The sequence below is a fragment of the Clostridium sp. CX1 genome (assembly GCF_025398335.1).
Classification (GTDB): domain Bacteria; phylum Bacillota; class Clostridia; order Clostridiales; family Clostridiaceae; genus Clostridium_AM; species Clostridium_AM tanneri.
In genome coordinates, this window is the sequence record NZ_JAODOO010000010.1 from 20,704 (window position 1) to 40,898 (window position 20,195).

Annotated in this window: 14 protein-coding genes and 2 other annotated features; of the genes, 10 read left to right on the top strand and 4 right to left on the bottom strand. The window is 32.7% G+C overall.

The features are described 5' to 3' along the window. Positions 1–126: 126 nt before the first annotated feature. Complete coding sequence (locus tag N4T77_RS12095; protein WP_261672059.1) at positions 127–1,734, top strand: polysaccharide biosynthesis protein; 1,608 nt, start codon at positions 127–129, stop codon at positions 1,732–1,734. 61 nt (positions 1,735–1,795) lie between these two features. Here the strand turns inward: N4T77_RS12095 and N4T77_RS12100 are convergent, their stop codons facing one another. Next, the gene (locus N4T77_RS12100) at positions 1,796–2,686 is read right to left on the bottom strand and encodes a GGDEF domain-containing protein (protein ID WP_261672060.1); all 891 of its coding nucleotides are present in this window, start codon (positions 2,684–2,686) and stop codon (positions 1,796–1,798) included. 203 nt (positions 2,687–2,889) lie between these two features. On the opposite strand from N4T77_RS12100, the gene N4T77_RS12105 reads away from it, so the two are divergent. The 3 genes from N4T77_RS12105 to N4T77_RS12115 all read left to right on the top strand — a co-directional run bounded on the left by N4T77_RS12105 (position 2,890) and on the right by N4T77_RS12115 (position 8,429). Beyond that, a complete protein-coding gene (locus N4T77_RS12105) occupies positions 2,890–5,640 on the top strand; it encodes a type I restriction endonuclease subunit R (protein ID WP_261672061.1) in 2,751 nt (916 codons plus the stop codon). 115 nt (positions 5,641–5,755) lie between these two features. Next, positions 5,756–7,297, top strand: coding sequence for a type I restriction-modification system subunit M (locus N4T77_RS12110; RefSeq protein ID WP_261672062.1), 1,542 nt, complete (start codon positions 5,756–5,758; stop codon positions 7,295–7,297). A 13-nt stretch (positions 7,298–7,310) separates the two neighbouring features. Then, positions 7,311–8,429: a restriction endonuclease subunit S gene (locus N4T77_RS12115; protein WP_261672063.1), complete on the top strand. Its 1,119-nt coding sequence runs from the start codon at positions 7,311–7,313 to the stop codon at positions 8,427–8,429. Positions 8,430–8,503: 74 nt separating this feature from the next. Here the strand turns inward: N4T77_RS12115 and N4T77_RS12120 are convergent, their stop codons facing one another. Beyond that, the gene (locus tag N4T77_RS12120) at positions 8,504–9,394 is read right to left on the bottom strand and encodes a sulfite exporter TauE/SafE family protein (protein WP_261672064.1); all 891 of its coding nucleotides are present in this window, start codon (positions 9,392–9,394) and stop codon (positions 8,504–8,506) included. 265 nt (positions 9,395–9,659) lie between these two features. Here N4T77_RS12120 and N4T77_RS12125 point away from each other — a divergent pair, with 265 nt between their 5' ends. Together N4T77_RS12125 and N4T77_RS12130 are read left to right on the top strand one after the other, a co-directional pair. Further along, the gene (locus tag N4T77_RS12125) at positions 9,660–10,067 is read left to right on the top strand and encodes a MarR family winged helix-turn-helix transcriptional regulator (protein WP_261672065.1); all 408 of its coding nucleotides are present in this window, start codon (positions 9,660–9,662) and stop codon (positions 10,065–10,067) included. Positions 10,068–10,077: 10 nt separating this feature from the next. Continuing rightward, a complete protein-coding gene (locus N4T77_RS12130; RefSeq protein ID WP_261672066.1) occupies positions 10,078–10,695 on the top strand; it encodes a YitT family protein in 618 nt (205 codons plus the stop codon). Between the two features lie 78 nt (positions 10,696–10,773). Here the strand turns inward: N4T77_RS12130 and spoVB are convergent, their stop codons facing one another. Continuing rightward, positions 10,774–12,279 (bottom strand): stage V sporulation protein B, encoded by a 1,506-nt coding sequence (gene spoVB, locus N4T77_RS12135; protein WP_261672067.1) that lies wholly within the window; start codon positions 12,277–12,279, stop codon positions 10,774–10,776. A gap of 345 nt (positions 12,280–12,624) precedes the next feature. Between spoVB and cooS the strand changes: the two genes are divergently transcribed. Continuing rightward, positions 12,625–14,541, top strand: a complete 1,917-nt coding sequence (gene cooS / locus N4T77_RS12140; RefSeq protein ID WP_261672068.1) for an anaerobic carbon-monoxide dehydrogenase catalytic subunit — start codon at positions 12,625–12,627, stop codon at positions 14,539–14,541. 80 nt (positions 14,542–14,621) lie between these two features. Here cooS and ilvD read toward each other — a convergent pair whose 3' ends face one another. Then, positions 14,622–16,304 carry a dihydroxy-acid dehydratase gene (gene ilvD / locus N4T77_RS12145; protein ID WP_261672069.1) on the bottom strand — a complete coding sequence of 561 codons (1,683 nt, stop codon included), beginning with the start codon at positions 16,302–16,304 and terminating at the stop codon, positions 14,622–14,624. Positions 16,305–16,365: 61 nt separating this feature from the next. Further along, positions 16,366–16,615 (bottom strand) — a binding site (T-box leader). A 499-nt stretch (positions 16,616–17,114) separates the two neighbouring features. Further along, positions 17,115–17,310, top strand: a binding site (T-box leader). 121 nt (positions 17,311–17,431) lie between these two features. On the opposite strand from ilvD, the gene N4T77_RS12150 reads away from it, so the two are divergent. From N4T77_RS12150 to ilvC, 3 genes are all read left to right on the top strand, one after another. Beyond that, positions 17,432–18,601: a PLP-dependent aminotransferase family protein gene (locus N4T77_RS12150; RefSeq protein ID WP_261672184.1), complete on the top strand. Its 1,170-nt coding sequence runs from the start codon at positions 17,432–17,434 to the stop codon at positions 18,599–18,601. A gap of 86 nt (positions 18,602–18,687) precedes the next feature. Next, positions 18,688–18,906, top strand: a complete 219-nt coding sequence (locus N4T77_RS12155; protein WP_261672070.1) for a hypothetical protein — start codon at positions 18,688–18,690, stop codon at positions 18,904–18,906. A gap of 259 nt (positions 18,907–19,165) precedes the next feature. Then, the gene (gene ilvC / locus N4T77_RS12160; RefSeq protein ID WP_261672071.1) at positions 19,166–20,167 is read left to right on the top strand and encodes a ketol-acid reductoisomerase; all 1,002 of its coding nucleotides are present in this window, start codon (positions 19,166–19,168) and stop codon (positions 20,165–20,167) included. Positions 20,168–20,195: the final 28 nt, after the last annotated feature.

Sequence of the window (20,195 nt, forward strand, 5' to 3'; positions counted from 1 at the left end):
TTTCTCAAGAACAGATGCTTTAAAGGTAGTAAATATAGAAAATTAATATTAGTGATATAATAGTGTATGAAAGTCATATGTTATAATATCATGCACTATTAAGGTTGTGTATAGGGAGTTTTTATTATGAAGGAACAATCAACCACCAGAGGATTTGCTATATTATCTGCGGCAACTATGATGGTGAAGATTTTATCTTTACTTTACATACCATTTTTGAGATTAATAATAGGCGATGAAGGGTATGGAATATATGGCGCTTCTTACCAAGTATATGCTTTTGTGTTTGTTTTAACGAATTCTGGTATACCAGTAGCCATATCTAAGCTTATTTCAGAACTTACTGCGGTAAGAAATTATAAAGATGCTGTAAAAGGCTTTAAAATAGCAAGATTTATTCTGCTAGCTATAGGGATTTTGATGGCTAGCTTGCTGCTTATTTTTGCAGAACCTTTAGCAAGAGCTGTCCATTATAATAAGGCCTATTTGCCAATTTTGACACTAGCACCGGCAGTTTTATTTACATCAATTGCTTCTGCTTATAGAGGATATTTTCAAGGAAGAGGAAATATGACTCCTACAGCAGTTTCGCAGGTTATAGAGCAGGTAACAAATACTGTTTTTGGACTGATTTTTGCTCTATACCTCTTAAAATATGGTGTAGAAGCTAGCTATGCTGGACCGCCGATAGGTACTTCACTAGGAGCCCTTGCCTCTGCAACTTTCTTAATATTCTACTATGAAAGAAACAAAACCTTTAGAGTCCCTAAAGGATACCTAAATGAGGATAACAGAAGACTTACTACTAAAGCATTAGTAAGAAGAATAATAAAATATGGAATTCCTATAACTGTTTCTGTAGGAATGACCTATGCTGGTAACATAGTAGATTTGTATAATACAAAGGTTAGACTTATGGCAGGGGGAGTACCTGAAGTTCAGGCTACAATACTATATGGGTTTTTAACTAAATATCAACAGTTATTGAATGTGCCAATAGCTATTATATCTTCATTATCTATGGCTATTTTACCGGCAATATCTGCAGCAGTTGCTGTTGGGGATAGAGATAGAGTAAAAGGTAATATTAACTATTCGCTTAAGCTTTGCTTTCTAATTGCAGTACCTTGTGCCGTTGGACTGGCTGTTTTAAGTGATCCAGTATTCCAAATGCTTAAATTTGGAGGAGGATCCTACATTATGGCATATGGATCTATTGTACTTATATTGATGTCTGTTATGCAGATTCAGACTACAATTCTTCAAAGCATAGGAAAGCTTTATACTGCAACCTTGTATTCAGTGTTAGGTATAGTTTGTAAGATTATTGCTAATTATTTTTTAATAGCAATTCCAAGTGTAAATATATTAGGAGCTGTTGGTGGAAGTGTGATAGGCTTTGCAATTCCAATAATTCTAAATCATAGAATAATAATAAAATCCCTAGGAGTAAGACTAGGACTTCTAAGGCATTCTGTTAAACCGGTTATTGCGTCAGCTATCATGGCTGCCATAATCTTTATTGTACGTTATGAGATTGGTGGTTTCCTTGGATTAGTTACTAAAGGGTATGTGGTTAACGTGATACTAACGACGGTTTCTATCATTATAGGAATGCTTGCTTACCTGGTAGCATTGATGATTACTGGAGGAATAAGAAAAGAAGATTTAGAAACTATGCCTCGAAAGCTAGTAAGACTAATTCCTGGTTTTGTCATGAAGAGAATAAGATAAGAAAGGTTGATGATAACGAAAGTTATCGTCAACCTTTTATATTTATATAATCGCTGTTATCTTAAAATACAACTTTGTTTCTTCCGCCTTTTTTAGCTTCATAGAGCTTTATATCTGCTTCATTCAAAAAGCTATCTACATCAATATTTTGACCCAATATGGTCTTAATGCCGAAGCTGGCAGTGATATGAATTTTTTTATTTTCCCAGCATATTTCTATGGTTTCTAGTGTTTTTCGCATTCTTTCAGCAACCTTAACTGCAGTATCTATATTTGTATTTTTTAAACATACAATAAACTCTTCACCTCCATAACGAGCAATCCAGTCAGAATTTTTCCTTATACAGTTTGAAAAAGATCTAGCAGCAGCCTTGAGAATCCTATCACCTAGTACATGTCCATAAGTATCATTTACTTTTTTAAAATAATCTAAATCAATCATTATTATTGATAAAGGTTCTTTATTTTCAGAGCTTAGTTTAATCTCCGTAGGCAGTCTTTCGTTTAAGAACCTTTTATTAAACACTTCTGTTAGTGGATCTTGAACAATTAAATTGTTTAAGTTATTTACTATATTATAGATTGTGTCTGCGTTCTTATTGTCTATTTTTTCTATTATGCCACTACAGGTGACATCCTTTAATAGTTCAATTACGACTCTTCTATTCCTTATATCTACAGGGATAGCTGTAAGCATATATAACTTTTTCCCATCATAATCTACTTTATCAAAGGACTTATTTTCATTATAAGCTCTTATAGAGACACAATTATTGCAGGCTTTATTTTTATTCCACAGACAGTGGCAAGAAGATAGAGGGCTTAGTTTTCCAGAAGATAAGTCTAAAACCTGTTTCTTTACAGGATCTATTATTCTCACAATGTCATAAAGCATTTTAAATATACCCATATTTTCAACAAGTAATTCTAGAGTAATATTTTTATAATCCATTGAATCAATCCTTTATTTAATTATTATCTATTTATTTATATTCTACAGCATTTGCTTCATTTTATAAATAGAAAAACAGTAATATTTGTCGTATTTTGTACATAAATAAGCTATTATATAAGTCTGCAATTGTATTTATTGATAATCTAATAATGCTATAATAAAATTGTAATATAAGTCTTATAGATAAGGAGAGAGGTAAGGTGGCATACCAAAGTGAGGCTGAGTTAGAAAAACAATTAGTAGATCAATTGGTAAATCAAGGATATGACAAAGTTAGTATAGTTAATGAAGAAGAATTAACTAAAAATTTTAGAATTCAGTTATATAAGCATAATGAGAAAAGTTTAAATGGAATACCCTTTACAGATAAGGAGTTTGAAAGAGTACTTAGGCAGCTAGAAGGTAAGAGTGTATTTCAAAGTGCAAAGATATTAAGAGATAAATTTATACTAGAACGTGAAGATGGTTCAGAAGTATATATTGAATTTTTTGACACAAAATCATGGTGTCAAAATAGATTTCAAGTTGCTGCCCAAACTACAGTAGTTGGTAAATATACTAATCGTTATGATGTAACTTTATTAATTAATGGATTACCTCTTATTCAAATAGAATTAAAACGTAGGGGATTGGATTTAAAAGAGGCATTTAATCAAATAGAACGTTATAGAAAACATTCTTATCAAGGACTATATAGATATATTCAAGTTTTTGTTGTAAGTAATGGCGTTGATACAAAGTATTTTGCCAATACTGATAGAGAACTTCTGTATAGTCATACCTTTTTCTGGACTGATGAAAATAATATAAGAATCAGCAACCTAAAGGATTTTGCGTTAACCTTTTTAGAGAAATGTCATATATCAAAAGTTGTTGCAAGATATATGGTACTAAATGATACGGAAAAGATACTAATGGTGATGAGGCCATATCAAATATTTGCTGTGGAAGCTCTTGTAAAAAGAGCCTTTGAAACTAACAATAACGGGTATATATGGCATACAACTGGAAGTGGTAAAACCCTAACTTCTTTTAAGGCCAGTCAAATTTTAGCTAACGAACCTAGTATAAATAAAGTATTTTTTCTTGTAGATCGTAAGGACTTAGACAGCCAAACTATTGCTGAATTTAATAAATTTGAGGAGAATTCTGTAGATACAACAGATAAGACAAGTACCCTTATAAATCAAATAAGGGATATCACCAAATCGTTGATAGTAACCACTATACAGAAGATGTCAAATGCAATAAATTCAGCACAATATCAATCTATTATGGAAAAATATAAGAATGAAAAAGTAATTTTTATAATAGATGAATGTCATAGATCACAATTTGGAGATATGCATAAAGCCATAAACAAGCACTTTAAAAATGCACAATATTTCGGCTTTACAGGAACACCTCGTTTTGAGGAAAATAAGAGCCAGGATGGCAGAGTTACAGCAGATTTGTTTGAAAAATGTCTTCATAGCTACCTTATTAAAGATGCTATAAGCGATGGAAATGTTCTAGGATTCTCTATTGAGTATGTTAAAACCTTTGATGGACAATTTGATGAGGAAGATGATACTAGGGTTAAAACTATTGATACTAATGAAGTGTACATGAGTGAGGAACGTATTTCATTAATAGTAAATCACATTATTAAAAATCATTCCTTAAAGACGAGAAATAAAGAGTACACAGCAATACTTACCGTTGAAAGTATTAAAGCTCTTATCAAATACTATGATAAATTTAACGAACTAGATTCTGATTTAAGGATAGCAGGTATATTTACCTTCAGTGCAAATGAAGAAAGTGAAGGCATGGATGAACATTCCAGAGATAGTTTAGAAAGAATGATTCAGCACTACAATGGTATTTTCGACACAAACTATTCAACAGATGTTTTTTCAAGCTACTTTGCAGATGTATCTAAAAGGGTGAAAACAGCCCAGATTGATGTATTGATAGTAGTCAATATGTTTTTAACTGGCTTTGATAGCAAGACACTAAACACTTTATATGTAGATAAAAATTTAAAGTATCATGATTTACTTCAAGCTTTTTCAAGAACAAATAGAGTTGAAAAATCTACAAAACCCTATGGGAATATAGTATGCTATAGAAATCTAAAGAAAAATACTGATGATGCTATATGCCTATTTTCCCAAACTGAAAATACAGATACAGTACTAATGGAAAGTTATGATTACTATTTAAATATATTTGATGAAGAGTTAAAGAAATTATACAAAATTGTATCAAATCCAAGCGATGTTGATTCACTTAAAGGAGAGGAAGAAAAGAAAAATTTTATAATAGCCTTTAGAGAACTATCTAAAGTTCTTCTGAAATTACAGACCTTTACAAACTTTAAGTTTACAGAAGAAAATCTAGGTATTAGTGAGCAAAAATATCAAGATTTTAAAAGCAAATATTTTTTAATTTATGATTCTGTAAGACGTAGCGAAGATGATAAAGTTTCTATTTTGTCAGATATTGATTTCGGAATTGAACTTATGCATACAGACAAGATTAACGTTAGCTACATAATGAATCTAATAAGAAATATTAATATTGATGATAAAGAGAAAATGGAAAAAGATATTAGTCATATTATCACTGAACTGGATAGAGCAGATAACCAGGAATTAAGATTAAAGGTGGATTTATTAAAATCCTTTTTACACAAAGTAGTGCCTAATCTTACAGCAGAAGATTCTATAGATGAAGCTTATAGTGAATTTGAAGATATAAAAAGAAAAGAGGAGATTAATCAGTTTTCTCATGAAGTAGGATTAGATTCGGATTTAATAAAAGAACATATAGCAGAGTATGAGTATAGTGGATTATTAAACCATGAAGAAATAAGCGATAAGGTTATAGCTCCTCTATTGAAAAAGAGAAAGATCCTAAAAAAAATAAAGGATTTTATTGTGGAGCATGTTGAGAAGTACGAATAGTTAAGATTACTTGTAGTATTAAATCAATTAATTCATGATTCTTGAATATTGAAGAAGTAGTGGCGTAATAACTAGAAAAAAATTCAACAGTTAATAAACTAAAGGAGGAACAATAATGACAGTAAGTGAAAAGCAGCAGGAGCAGCAATCAAATTTGCATACAAGATTATGGGCAATTGCAAATGATTTAAGAGGTAATATGGAGGCTAATGAATTTAAAAATTATATATTAGGACTTATATTCTATCGATATCTTTCAGAAAAAGTAGAAGGAAGAGCGGAAAGTCTTCTAGCTGAGGACAATATTTCCTATATAGAAGCTTGGGAAAATGATGAATATAGAGAGGCCCTTCAAGAGGAGTTACTAAGCCAAATTGGATATTTCATTGAACCAAAATACTTATTTTCCTCTTTAAAGAAAGCTATTGAAGAGGGGAATTTTGACATCGAAATGCTTCAAGGTGCTGTAAATGATATTACAGAATCTACTATAGGCCAAGAGAGTCAAGAGGATTTTGATCACTTATTTGATGACATGGATTTAACCTCTACTAAGCTTGGAAGAGATGTTAAAAGCCGTTCAAAACTTATTGCAAAGGTTATGGGAAACATAGCAGAGATACCTTTTAGTCATGAGGATACAGAAATTGATGTACTTGGAGATGCCTATGAATTTCTTATATCTCAATTTGCTGCAAATGCGGGAAAGAAAGCAGGAGAATTCTATACGCCACAACAGGTGTCTAAAATATTAGCAAAGCTGGTTACAGTAGGGAAAAAAGACTTAAAGAATGTGTATGACCCAGCCTGCGGTTCTGGTTCTCTGCTTTTAAGAGTTGCAAAGGAGGCAAAGGTACGTAAATTCTATGGACAGGAACTAACTTCCACAACCTACAATTTAGCTCGTATGAATATGCTGCTTCATGATGTATCTTATCAAAATTTTGATATTAGAAACGATGATACCTTAGAGCACCCAAGACATATAGAACTGAGATTTGATGCTATCGTAGCAAATCCTCCTTACTCAGCAAATTGGAGTGCTGACGATAAATTTTTGGATGATGAAAGATTTAGTGCCTATGGAAAATTAGCGCCGAAATCCAAAGCAGACTATGCATTTATTCAGCACATGATTTACCAGTTAGATGATAAGGGAACAATGGCTGTAGTGCTACCTCATGGTGTGCTATTTAGAGGAGCATCTGAAGGAATTATTAGAAAGTATTTAATAGAAAAAAATTATTTGGATACTGTAATTGGATTGCCTTCTAACATATTTTTTGGTACATCAATACCAACAGTAATTTTAGTATTTAAAAAATGTCGTGAAAATAGTGAAAATGTTTTGTTTATAGATGCCTCTAGCAACTTTGAGAAGGGTAAAAACCAGAATTTGCTTAGGGATGAAGATGTGGAAAAAATACTTTTAACTTATGCAGAAAGGAAAGTGGTTGATAAATATTCCTATGTTGCAACTTTAAAAGAAATTGAGCAAAATGACTATAATTTAAATATTCCAAGATATGTAGATACCTCTGAAGAAGAAGAGCCTATTGATGTGAAAAAGGTTAAGGCTGAGGTTGAAAAACTTGATGAGGAAATTAAGGGCATTGACAGTCAACTAGAGTTGCTTTTAAGGCAATTAGGAATATAAGGAGGTGCATAAGATGAGTAAGACGCCTAAATTAAGGTTTCCTGAGTTTAACAGCGAATGGAAAACTTATTCCTTAGGGAATGTTGTAGAATTTTATGATAATAAAAGAAAACCAGTTAAAGAACAGGAAAGAACTAGTGGACCGTATGCTTACTATGGAGCTACTGGAATTATAGACTATATAAATGATTTTATCTTTGAAGGTGAATATTTGTTATTAGGTGAAGATGGAGCCAATATAGTTACGAGAAATGCTCCGTTAGTGTATAAAACATCCGGTAAGTTTTGGGTAAATAATCATGCACATATTTTTAAACCTAAAGATGACTTTAATATTGATTTTCTAAAATATTATTTGGAACTGATAAACTATATCCCATATAATACAGGAACAGCACAGCCTAAGCTAAATGCTGAATCGGTAAAAATAATACCAGTAAAAGCTCCTAATATTAAAGAACAGGAAAGGATTGCCTCCCTTTTTCTATTAGTTGATAAAAAAATAGAGAAACAAAAAAAGAAAGTTGAAACACTACAAGAGTATAAAAAGGGCATTATGCAGAAGATTTTTTTGCAGAAGGTAAGATTTAAGGATGAAGATGGAGAAAGTTATCCAAAGTGGGAGGTAAAAATTTTAGGCGATATATGCAGCATAAATAAGGGAGAGCAGCTTAATAAACTAGATTTATTAAGTAATGGTGAATACTATGCCTTAAACGGTGGTATTGAACCTTCAGGATATACAGAAAATTGGAATACCAAGGAGAATACTATTTCTATTAGTGAAGGTGGAGCATCCTGTGGGTATGTAAAATTCAATGTGAAAAAGTTTTGGAGTGGAGGGCATTGCTATACTTTAGAAGGACTCTCAAAAAGCATTTATAATGAGTATTTATATCAATATTTAAAGTTTTACGAACCGAGTATTATGGCGTTACGGGTAGGTTCTGGATTGCCCAACATTCAAAAGAGTGCATTAACAGGATTCAAAGTCAGTATTCCGGCTATAGAGGAACAACAAAAAATTGCTGATATCCTTTTTCAAATTGAAGAAAAGATTTATAAGGAGCAGAAAAAGCTAGAACAACTAAAAAAGTTTAAGAAGGGATTACTTCAAAAAATGTTTGTTTGATAATAAAAATATGCCACCTATATATAGGTGGCATATCATATTTTGGGTAAGTTTTGCCGTATCTCTCTTTATATCTATGCTGATTGATTAAGTTCTCTTGTTTCTTTTTTCGCCATAAAGGATTTAAACATAGTAAAGGATGTGTATAATACAACACAAACTACTAGCCATTTTAATGTGTTAAGCGGTAAAGTCTTAACAAGATAAGCGGCTATTAAAACTCCTATAGGACCACATATATTAATAGCAGTAGAAGTTTTAGTAGAATGAGTTTCTGACTTTATGAATTTAAAGGATGCAAATGGTAGTAATAAAGCCCCAGATCCCATCATTATAGGGAAGGCAATCTTAGGATCCATTCCAAGTGCAAATATTAATGCCATACATGGGGCATATAAACCAACTCCCAGAGTATTAAGACCACCAAAAATAAAGTTACCAACCATTCCTATCACAAGTTTTGTTCCTGTAAGTCCAATAGCGTTACCACCAACAGGGAAAAGATTTAGTAGACCCGCAACCATTAAAAATGCTATGGCAATTAAAGCGATACCCATGGATGCTTGTACAGCTTTTTCATTAAGTTTAGATATAATTCCTGCACCTACTAAAGCACCGGCAATTGCGGCAAGAATCATACATATAAGTGTAACAGGCTCAACCTCTACCACTGTTAGAAAAATAAGTGCTTCTACAATAGTAGGGATTGTAGCTCCTACATTAAGGGTACCAGGAATTTTTTTATCATCTACAAGTTTTAAGTTTTTAAAGAGAGATGTTTCAATAGCGAAACTTCCAACGCCTAAGGTGTCAAAAAAGTTTGCAATAATCCCAATAATTCCTGAAATTAGAAAGCTTCCTTTCTCAAGAGTTCCTTCTTTAGACTTTCTAATATAGTCTCTGGCAAGGGTTACTGTAAAAATAATTCCGATAATTAAGGTAATACCTAGTAAAATTTTTAGCATAAATAGTCATCCTTTCAAGTGTTTTGTTATTTTAATAACAATGCTATTTTATAGGACATATTAAAGTTTTACAACAATTATTGGAAGATAAAATGTATAAGCGATCTAGTATTGAAAAAAGTTATGCATCATTCTGAAAAGTGACCATAAAGCTTCTTTTTAAAATTCAACAATGTTTACTTATAATACTTGATTATTATTGATTTATGAGATATACTTACCTAGGTAACAATTACTTAAGTAAGTATATGAAGGAGGCGTACAATTGATAATATACGGCCATAAAATAAACCAATTAGCTCGAAGCTTTACTAAGAAATTAAATGAAAAAATTAATCCCCTTGGGTTACATAGTTCACAATGGGCGATTGTATTATATTTACATGAAAGAAAACAATGCACACAAATTCAGCTCAGTCGATACCTAAATGTAGAAGCACCAACTATTACTAGGACGTTAATTAGGATGGAAAAGAGTGGATTAGTAATTCGTGAAGAGGGAGTTGATAAGAGAGAAAAACACATAAAACTAACGGAAAAAGCTTCTAGGATGTTTGGAATATGGAAGGAAGTTGAAAATGATATACAAGCAGAGTCTATAGATGGCATTGATACAAATGAACTAGAGGTCTTTAACAGGGTTTTGGAAAAGATGATGAAAAATTTAGATTAGGAGTGACAAAATGGTAGAAAAAAATGCAGCAAATTTTACTTTCAGATTAATACTATTCGTACTAGGAATATTTATTTTGGCATTAGGAGTTTCTGCTGTAATCAAAGCAAACTTAGGTGTTCCCACCTGGGATGTTTTGCATATTGGTTTAAACAGATTAGTTAATTTATCTATAGGAAGATGGATTCAAATAGTAGGAATTATTATGGTTTTAATGACAGCTTATTTTGAAAAGGAAAGACCAGCTATTTGGAGCATATTAAATATAGTATTAGTTGGATTTTTTGTAAATAGTATCTTGGGTTTAAATCTAATCCCTTCCTTCACAGGAGTAGTACAAAGGACAGTATTACTAGTATTAGGGACTATATTAATGGGAACTGGTTCTGGAATGTATGTATCTTCTAAAATAGGGGCAGGTCCAAGAGATGGTATGACTTTATTTATATCTAAAAAGTTTTCTATTTCTGTCAGGTTATCAAGAACTCTACTTGAGATAATGGCTTTAGCAGTTGGATGGTTCATAGGAGGGCCTGTTGCACTTGGAACATTTATTACAATTTTCTTTATTGGGCCTGTTATGCAAACTTCATTGAGGTTTTGGACAAGGCAATTAGCAAGAATTTAAATTTTTATTATATTTCTAATGGTAAAAGACCAAGAGCATAAAGCCTTGGTCCTTTTGTCTAGTTACTAATATTTCATTTTAACTAAAGTTATTTTTGGCCACAAATATTATAAATATAAAGGATAGGAAAAAACCTAAGCCAATTATAATAAAATTCTTAATTACAAATAAGTTGGAAGGTATTAAAGTATTAAGTATAGCTAGTACAAAATATAAAAGAATAGCTAAAAGGACGTATATCATAATTTCATAGGCAGTAATATTTATGTTGAATATTTTTTTTATCTCATGCATGTTTAATAGTAGCAATGCAAAAGAGGTTATTATTAAGGTTATTCCATATCCATAAATATTTATCCAGGAAATTCCTGTGAGTATAAATAAAAGTATAAGCTCAAATATAGAAACAATTACTGAATTTCGTAGGATAACACTTTGTTTTCCAAGACCATTAAGTATACCAAAAGTAGTGGCAGATACGAAAGTAATAGGGGCTGCTAAGGCAGAAAACTTTATATAAGAGCCTAAATCAGTTCTATTATAGAATAACTGACCTAAGGAATCCGGGATACTGAGACAAATTATCATTGTAGCAACTCCTAGTAAAAAGGCAATTTTAATAACCTGAAGTATTCTCGTTTCTGCTTCCCAATAATTTTTTTTACTTAGCTTTTCTGAAAGATCTGGTATAAGCACTGTGGATATAGAGTTAACTATAATCATAGGAAAGAAAATTATAGTTAAAGACATTCCTTTGAATTTTCCTATCATAGATAAAGCAACACTATATTCTATACCAGAGCTTACTAGTCTTCTTGGAACTATTAAAGCAGATACCGTTGATAAAGCGGTAGATAAAAATCCATTTAAGCAAAGAGGAAAGGATATAATCAATATGTTAAACAGCAATTGAAGCCTGTCCTCTGGAGCGGAAAAAACAAAACGATAGCTTCTTTGTTTAACCTTAAAGTAAAAGTAAAGCAGAATAAAACTAGATAATTCCCCTATGGCTAGAGTTATATAGGCGGCAGTTACTGTGCTTTTTACACCTTTTAGTGCAAAAACGTTTATAATTGTCACGATAAATATTATTCTCAGCAGTTTTTCCAATATATCTATAAAAGCTGGAATTTTAATATTAGAGGTACCATAAAAATACCCTTTTAAAACAGAAGAAAGAGCTATAAAAATCATAGCAGGACACATAACCTGTATGGCGTGTAAAGTTCTAGTGTCCTTAATTATATAGTTACTTATAAAAGAAGCATTAACAAAGACAAAGGATACAACAATCAAAGACCATACAGAATCAAATAGCAGAGATATATCTATAGATCTATTTAAATTTCTAAAATCATCCTTTGCAAAATAAATTGCAGCTATGGTTGAAATAGCTGTAACCATTCCACCAGAAATAAGACATATAAACAAGTCATATATAGGCATTACTAAGCCATATAGTCCCATACCCTCTGCACCTAATTCACGGGACAGTATTATAGAAAATATAAACCCAAAAACCCCGGTAATTAGATTAGAAGAAATTAATAAAAGTGAATTTTTCAAAAACCTGTCTCTTCTCATATAAAAACTCCTATGTATTTTATTTTTTGTTTAAAATGTTCCCAACTCTAAATATCAGTAGTTTATATAGTGGGATTTATTTCATATGTTATAAATAAAGATTTAGAGGATGGAATTTAAGAGTTATAGAAAACTACTAATTTATTTTCTAATAATAATAACTATGTTAATAGTTTTTATTATATTCTTTATATCTGTATCATTTATTTAAGTGACTGTGGAAATTGAGAATTTTAACTGTAACTTGACTATATAGGCAAGTACTAGGAATATGGTACTCTATGAATATTTTTCAATTCTTTAGAGAAAACTTATCTTGAAAATGTAAGTATTGGAGGTAAAATAATGAGTGAAACCATATTAGAAAGAACAGAAGGGCGAGTAAGTTACCACGATTCTGTAGAGGAAATGCTGAAAAGAATAAGAGAGGATGGAATGTCAAATGCATTCGATAGATGGGCACTACAAGAAAAAATCAGATGTAAATTTTGTCTTCAAGGTTTAAGTTGTCAATTATGCTCACAAGGTCCTTGCAGAATTAGTGAAAAAACTGGTCAAGAAAAAGGTGTCTGTGGAATAGGACCAGATGCCATGGCAATAAGAAATCTAGTATTGAAAAATGTTATGGGTGCAGGTACATATAGCCATCATGCCTATGAGGCTTTTAGAACATTGAAGGCTACAGGAGAAGGAAAAACACCATTTAAAATTAAGGATGAAAATAAACTTAGATGGATGTGTGAGAAGTTAGGAATTAATACAAACCAAGATGTAAATAAAATGGCTATTCAGCTTGCAGATGTTTTAGAAGAACAAATGAGAGTTGATTCAGAGGATAAAAATCTAATGGTAGAGGCCTTTGCACCAAGAAAAAGAAAACAGGTTTGGAGAGATTTAAACTTATATCCAGCGGGAGTTTTACATGAAGAACAAAATTGTGTAGCAAGCTGTTTGACAAATGTAGATGGAAATCATGTGTCTTTGGCAGCTAAGGCATTAAAATTAGGTTTAGCTACTATATATAATGCTCAAATTGGACTTGAGATGGCTCAAGATATTTTATTTGGAACTCCAATGCCACATGAAGTAAACGTTGACTTAGGCATTATGGACCCGGACTATGTAAATATAGTATTTAATGGTCATCAACCATGGGCTGGAGCTGCAATGATAGAAAAGGCACGAAAAGCTGAAGTTCAAGAAAAAGCAAAGGCAGCTGGTGCTAAGGGACTTCGCGTAGTAGGATCTATAGAAACTGGTCAAGAGTTACTTCAAAGATTTGACGTAGATGACGTTTTCGTAGGATTAATGGGAAACTGGTTAACTATAGAGCCATTGCTTGCCACTGGTACAGTAGACGTTATGGCTATGGAAGAAAACTGTTCACCTCCTGCAATAGACCATTATGCTGAAAAGTATCAGGTAACATTAGTAGCAATAAGCACTATTATAGACATACCAGGACTGCAACATAAAATTCCATATCATCCTGATAAGGTAGATGAAATGGTAAATGAACTTATTAACTTTGGAATAGAAAACTTTAAAAAACGTAAAGATAAAAAAATTGAATCAATGGTTCCTAAAATAACACAAAAGGCAATTGCAGGCTTTTCTACAGAGGCAGTACTTCAAGCCTTAGGAAACAAACTAGATCCATTAGTAGATGTAATCTCAGCAGGAAAAATTAAAGGGGTAGTAGCTTTGGCTAACTGTTCTACATTAAGAAACGGTCCTCAAGACTGGAACACAGTTAACCTTACAAAGGAACTGATAAAGAGAAATATACTAGTAGTAGCGGGAGGTTGTGGAAACCATGCCCTTGAGGTAGCTGGCCTCTGCAGTTTAGAAGCAGCAGATATAGCAGGAGATGGATTAAAAGAAGTTTGCAATTTATTAAAAATTCCTCCAGTATTAAGTTTTGGAACTTGTACTGATACAGGAAGAATATCTATGCTTGTTACTGCTCTTGCAGACCATTTAGACGTAGATATACCTCAGTTACCGATAGCTGTAACTGCACCGGAATGGATGGAGCAAAAAGCTACTATAGATGGCGTATTTGCTGTAGCCTATGGTGCTTACACTCACCTGTCTCCAACCCCATTTTTAACAGGAGCTCCTAAAGCTGTAAAACTTCTTACTGAAGACGTTGAAGGAATGACAGGTGGTAAAATAGCTCTTGGTGATGATCCTGTTGAGGTTGCTAATAACATAGAGGCACATATTAATGAAAAGAGAAAAGGATTAGGTTTAAGCTAAATAAAAAAGCACTAGTAGATATTATCAAGATTGAATAATACTTACTAGTGCTTTTATTATGCTAAGTAAGTCTATATAAACTATTTTTTTAATACGGCTCCAGTACTAGCTGAAGTAACAAGTTTACTATAACGATAAAGATAAGTACCTTCCTCTGCTTTACAAGGTGGTTGTGTCCAATTAGATAAACGGCTATTTATCTCTTCTTCAGAGAGTTCTACCTTTAAAACCCTGCTTGGTAAGTCTATCTGTATCATATCACCATTTTCTAGTATTGCAATAGGTCCTCCTTCGGAAGCTTCCGGAGAGACATGACCAATACAGGGGCCTCTTGTGCCTCCGGAGAAACGTCCATCAGTAATTAAAGCTACAGATTTTTGGAGACCCATTCCAATAATTGCGGCAGTGGGACTTAACATTTCTCTCATGCCAGGACAACCTTTAGGCCCTTCATATCTAATTACCACAACATCACCAGCCTTTATTTCCCTTTTTATAATTGCTTCAAAGGCTTCTTCTTCTGAATCAAATACCCTAGCAGGGCCTCTATGATGAAACATTTCTGGCTCTACACCGGATTGCTTAATAACTGCTCCATCAGGAGCCAAGTTGCCATTTAATATTGCAATACCTCCTTCGCTGTAATAAGGATTATCTAAAGGTCTAATTACAGAGCTGTTAAGTATCTTTGTGTCTTTTATATTTTCCCCTAAAGTTTCTCCTGTGACAGTGATGGTGTCAGTAGAAATCAGGTTACCTTCTGCGAGCACTTTTAGTATTGCAGAAATGCCACCAGCTTCATTTAGGTCTTCAATGCTGTGCATACCGGAAGGGCTCAATTTTGCTATATTTGGTACTTTTCTACTTATTAAATCAAAGTGCTCTAAGTTTAGTTCAACTTTGGCTTCAGCTGCAATAGCTAAGAGGTGAAGAGTAGTATTACTTGAACCACCAATAGCCATATCTACAGCTACTGCATTTTTGAAAGCTTTTAGCGTAAGAATATCTCTAGGACGAATATTATTTTTAACAAGCTCCACTATTTTCATACCAGCTTTTTTTGCAAGCTGTCTTCTCTTTCCGTAAGGGGCTGGGATAGTTCCATTGCCAGGAAGAGCCATTCCTAAAGCTTCTGCTAAGCAATTCATAGTATTAGCAGTAAACATGCCGGAGCAGCTTCCGCAAGTAGGACAAGAATTTTCTTCGATTTCTACCAGTTCTTCTTCGGCTATTTTGCCTTCAGCGTAAGCACCTACTGCTTCGAAGGCACCATGTACTAAATCTATAACTTTTCCATTATGTTTACCAGTAAGCATTGGGCCACCACTTATATAGATAGCTGGAATATTAAGTCTTGCAGCGGCCATTAACATTCCAGGTACAGTTTTGTCACAATTTCCAACTAAAACAAGAGCATCAAATTTATGGGCCATTGCCATGACTTCTATAGAATCTGCAATTAGTTCTCTGCTAGAAAGAGGATATTTCATGCCACTATGATTCATTGAAATTCCATCACAAATGCCTATACAGGGAAACTCAATAGGAGTTCCTCCGCTGGCACTAATCCCTAATTTTACAGACTGAACTATTTCATTTAAGTGAAAATGGCCAGGAACTATTTCGTTATGTGAATTTACAACTGCAACTAGAGGCTTTTCTAAATCTTCAGGCAAATACCCCATGGCATATAGTAAGGAACGGTGAGGTGCACGAGCTACTCCTTCTGTTATTTCTTTACTTCTATAGTTTGTTTTTGACATTATAATACCCCCAATTCAGAATATTAGATTTTTACGAAAACAAAAAACAGATCTCTCCCAATAATGGGGCGAAATCTGCTCGCGGTACCACCCAAATTTATTAGCTAAACAATACCATGAAAATAGACTAAATTTCCATATTGCCTAACATTATACTTGATTAAGATAACGGCTTACACCGGCGCGGCTTACTAGCTAGTTCAGCTTGCAACTCTAGGATGATTTTCAACAGACTTAGCTTATGGGTTTTCACCTAGTCCCACTCTCTTTAAAGCATAGGTATGTTTACTCTTTCCTGTCATAGTTTTTAGTATTTGCTCCTAAATATACTATAGTTTCTGAACACTGTCAATTAAAAATGATAAAATATTCAGTAATATAATATATAGAAAATTGAAATTTAGAATTTATAAAAAATCATAAAGTGAATGATAAAAAGTTTTTAGTAAAATCATCATATTGTAAACGTTTAATTAAGTTTTCTTGAAATAAAAAAGTAATATTCAATAAAAGGCTTTAATATTATGTATTATAGCAAAAAAATAGGATTAACTTTGCTGAAATTACAGTTTTGCAAGAATTAATAGACTAAAAAATGTAAGAGAATAAATGAAAAAAATATATTGACAAATGAAATTTTAAATATTATTATCGTCACATAACTATTTGATTCTAATTTCCATTCATCAATAAAAAGTGGAAGAATTTTAATCTATAAAATATTTTTTAAAATTTAAAAATAACTCTTGACATTAAATTTAAAAAGGTGTAAATTAATAACAATACTTGAATGATTATACAAATCTATATTTAAAAACTGTGATAGGGAAGAGTAAATAGTGAAAGGTTTTACAGAGAGTGAGGCTAGGTGAAAGCTCACAAACTAGAGGCTATTGAAAATCACCCTTAAGTTGTAAGCTGAACTGTAGTAAGCTGTGCCGGCGAAAGTCGTTATTTAGTTAAGTAAAAATTTGGGTGGTACCGCGAACAAACTCTCGCCCCATGGTGGGCAAGGGTTTGTTTTTTTTATACCTATTTTTAAAATTGATTAGTATATTAATTCAAAAGTAGTTATAGTTATGCAAAACAAAGGAGATGGTAGTGTGAAGAATAAATTTGCTAATAGAATGAATGTTGGAGCATCAAGGGAAAGTGATGAAATTATAGCTATGATAATGAAGCTTACTGAAATGCCTGAAGTAATATCTTTTGCAGGAGGCTTACCAGACGGGGAACTTTTTCCTATTGAAGAAATGAAAAAAGTAACTAAAGAAGTACTAGAAAGTGATGGAAGAAATGCTCTTCAGTACAGTACTACACAAGGAATAAGAGAACTGAGGGAAGTTATTGCAGAGCAAATTATGAAAGAGGCAGGGGTAGATACTACAGCAGATAATTTAGTCATAACCTGTGGCTCCCAGCAGGCTTTAGAGTTTTCAGGAAGATTATTTTTAGATGAAGGGGATGTGGTTATATGTGAAAGTCCAAGTTACCTAGGAGCTATAACTGCTTTTCAGCCTTATGGACCTAAATTTGTGGAAGTAAAAATGGATGAACATGGAATGGATATGGTGGATTTAGAAGAGAAACTAAGGAATAATCCAAATACTAAGTTTATTTATACTGTACCTGATTTCCAAAATCCTACAGGAATTACTTTAATTGTTGAAAGAAGAAAAAGAATGGTTGAGCTAGCGGAAAAATACGATGTCATGATACTAGAGGATAATCCATATGGAAACTTGCTATTTGAGGGTGAAAGGCTACCAGCAATTAAGAGTTTTGATAAAAATGAAAGAGTTATTTATCATGGTACTTTCTCAAAAATATTTTGTCCAGGACTTAGGATTGGATGGGTTTGTGCAGCAGAGGAGATAGTGAATAAGTATCTGTTAATTAAACAGTCTGTAGATTTGCAGACCAATACCATGGCTCAGAAAGAAACTGCACTTTATATGAATATGTATGATATAAAAGATAACGTAAATAAAATTAAAGAAGTTTACAAAAGAAGAAGAGATTTGATGGTAAAAACCCTAAAGGAAGAATTACCAGAAAGTTGCTCATATACAAATCCAGCAGGAGGATTATTTATATGGGTAACACTTCCTGAAGAGTTAGATGCATCAAAGGTTTTAGAAAAAGCAATGGAGTACAGGGTAGGATTTGTTCCTGGTATAGCCTTTTATCCAAATGGGGGTCATAGGAATAATTTCAGGCTTAATTTCTCAAGCATGAAGGATGAGCTTATTGTAGAAGGAGTAAAAAGACTGGGTCAGGTTTTAAGAAGTTTTTAAAAGGCACTAAAGATAAGGGGATTTGAGATATTTATAGAGCTTCTAAAAAATATTTTATTATTTAAATAAAAAGGAGGAGAGGTTTTATGCCTTTTATGAATAGTATAACCGTTGGAGTATGTGAGAGTTGTGGTAAAATGGGGGAAAAGAATTACAATTCAAGTGAAAATACAGTGTATTGTCCTAAATGCAATGACAAATATAATGTAGTTTGTTCAGGGTGTAATTCTGTATACGATAAAAGACATAGCAGTGATATAAGTTTGGTAAATGGAAAATATCTCTGTAAAAATTGTTCTGCTTAATCATCTTAGTTTAGAGAGAATCAACGAGGTATAAGATTATAAGACTGAAAATTCTGGATAAAGCAATTTGTTATGCTTGAAATTTAAAGTGGACAATTGATAATGAAGGAGCTTTAAAAAAGCAATTCTTATTCTATAAGAATAAGGCTCCTTATAAATCAATTGTTCACTAGTCAAGAATATTAGATGTTTTATATATAGTTGCCATTGCTGAAAATATGTATCTAGATTATAAAATAGAAAAAATGGGGGAATAAAAATGGAAAAATTAAAGGTTTATTATGATAGTGATGCAGATTTGAAATTATTAAAGGGAAAGAAAGTTGCGGTATTAGGATTTGGCAGCCAAGGACATGCACATGCACAAAATTTAAGGGATAGTGGTGTAGAGGTCGTAGTAGGACTTTATACTGGGAGTAAGTCTTGGAAAGCAGCAGAAGAAGCAGAGTTTAAGGTAATGGAAGTGGTGGATGCAGTAAGAACTGCAGATTTTGTAATGGTACTTGTGCCAGATGAAAAACAAAGTAAGCTATATACTGAAAGCATAGAGCCTAATTTAACAGAAGGAAAAGTTTTGATGTTTGCCCACGGTTTTAATATTCACTTTAATCAAATAGTTCCTAAGGAAAATGTAGATGTAATAATGGTAGCACCAAAGGGACCAGGTCATATTGTAAGGAGAGAATATGTAGAAGAAAAGGGAGTACCTTGTCTATGTGCTGTATATCAGGATTATAGTGGAAAAGCTATGGACTATGCATTAGCATATTCAAAAGGTATAGGAGGAACCAGAGCAGGAGTGCTTAAGACTACTTTTAAGGATGAAACTGAAACAGACTTATTTGGTGAACAGGTTGTACTCTGCGGAGGAATTTGTGAGCTTATAAAGTCAGGTTTTGAAACCTTAGTAGAAGCAGGGTATGCGCCAGAAAATGCCTATTTTGAGTGTCTTCATGAAATGAAACTTATAGTAGATCTTATGGTACAAGGTGGATTAAGTTATATGAGATATTCTATAAGTGATACAGCAGAGTATGGTGATTATAGTATAGGAAAGAGAATCGTAACTGAGGAAACTAGAAAAGAAATGAAGAAGGTACTTAGTGAAATACAGGATGGTACCTTTGCTAGAAACTGGATACTTGAAAATGCCGCTAATAGACCTTATTTTAATGCAAAAAGAAGAAACGAACAAAATCATCCAATAGAGGTGGTAGGAAAAGATTTAAGAGCTATGATGTCTTGGCTTAAAAACAAATAATATAGATTAATTTTAAGAGAGTGTACTA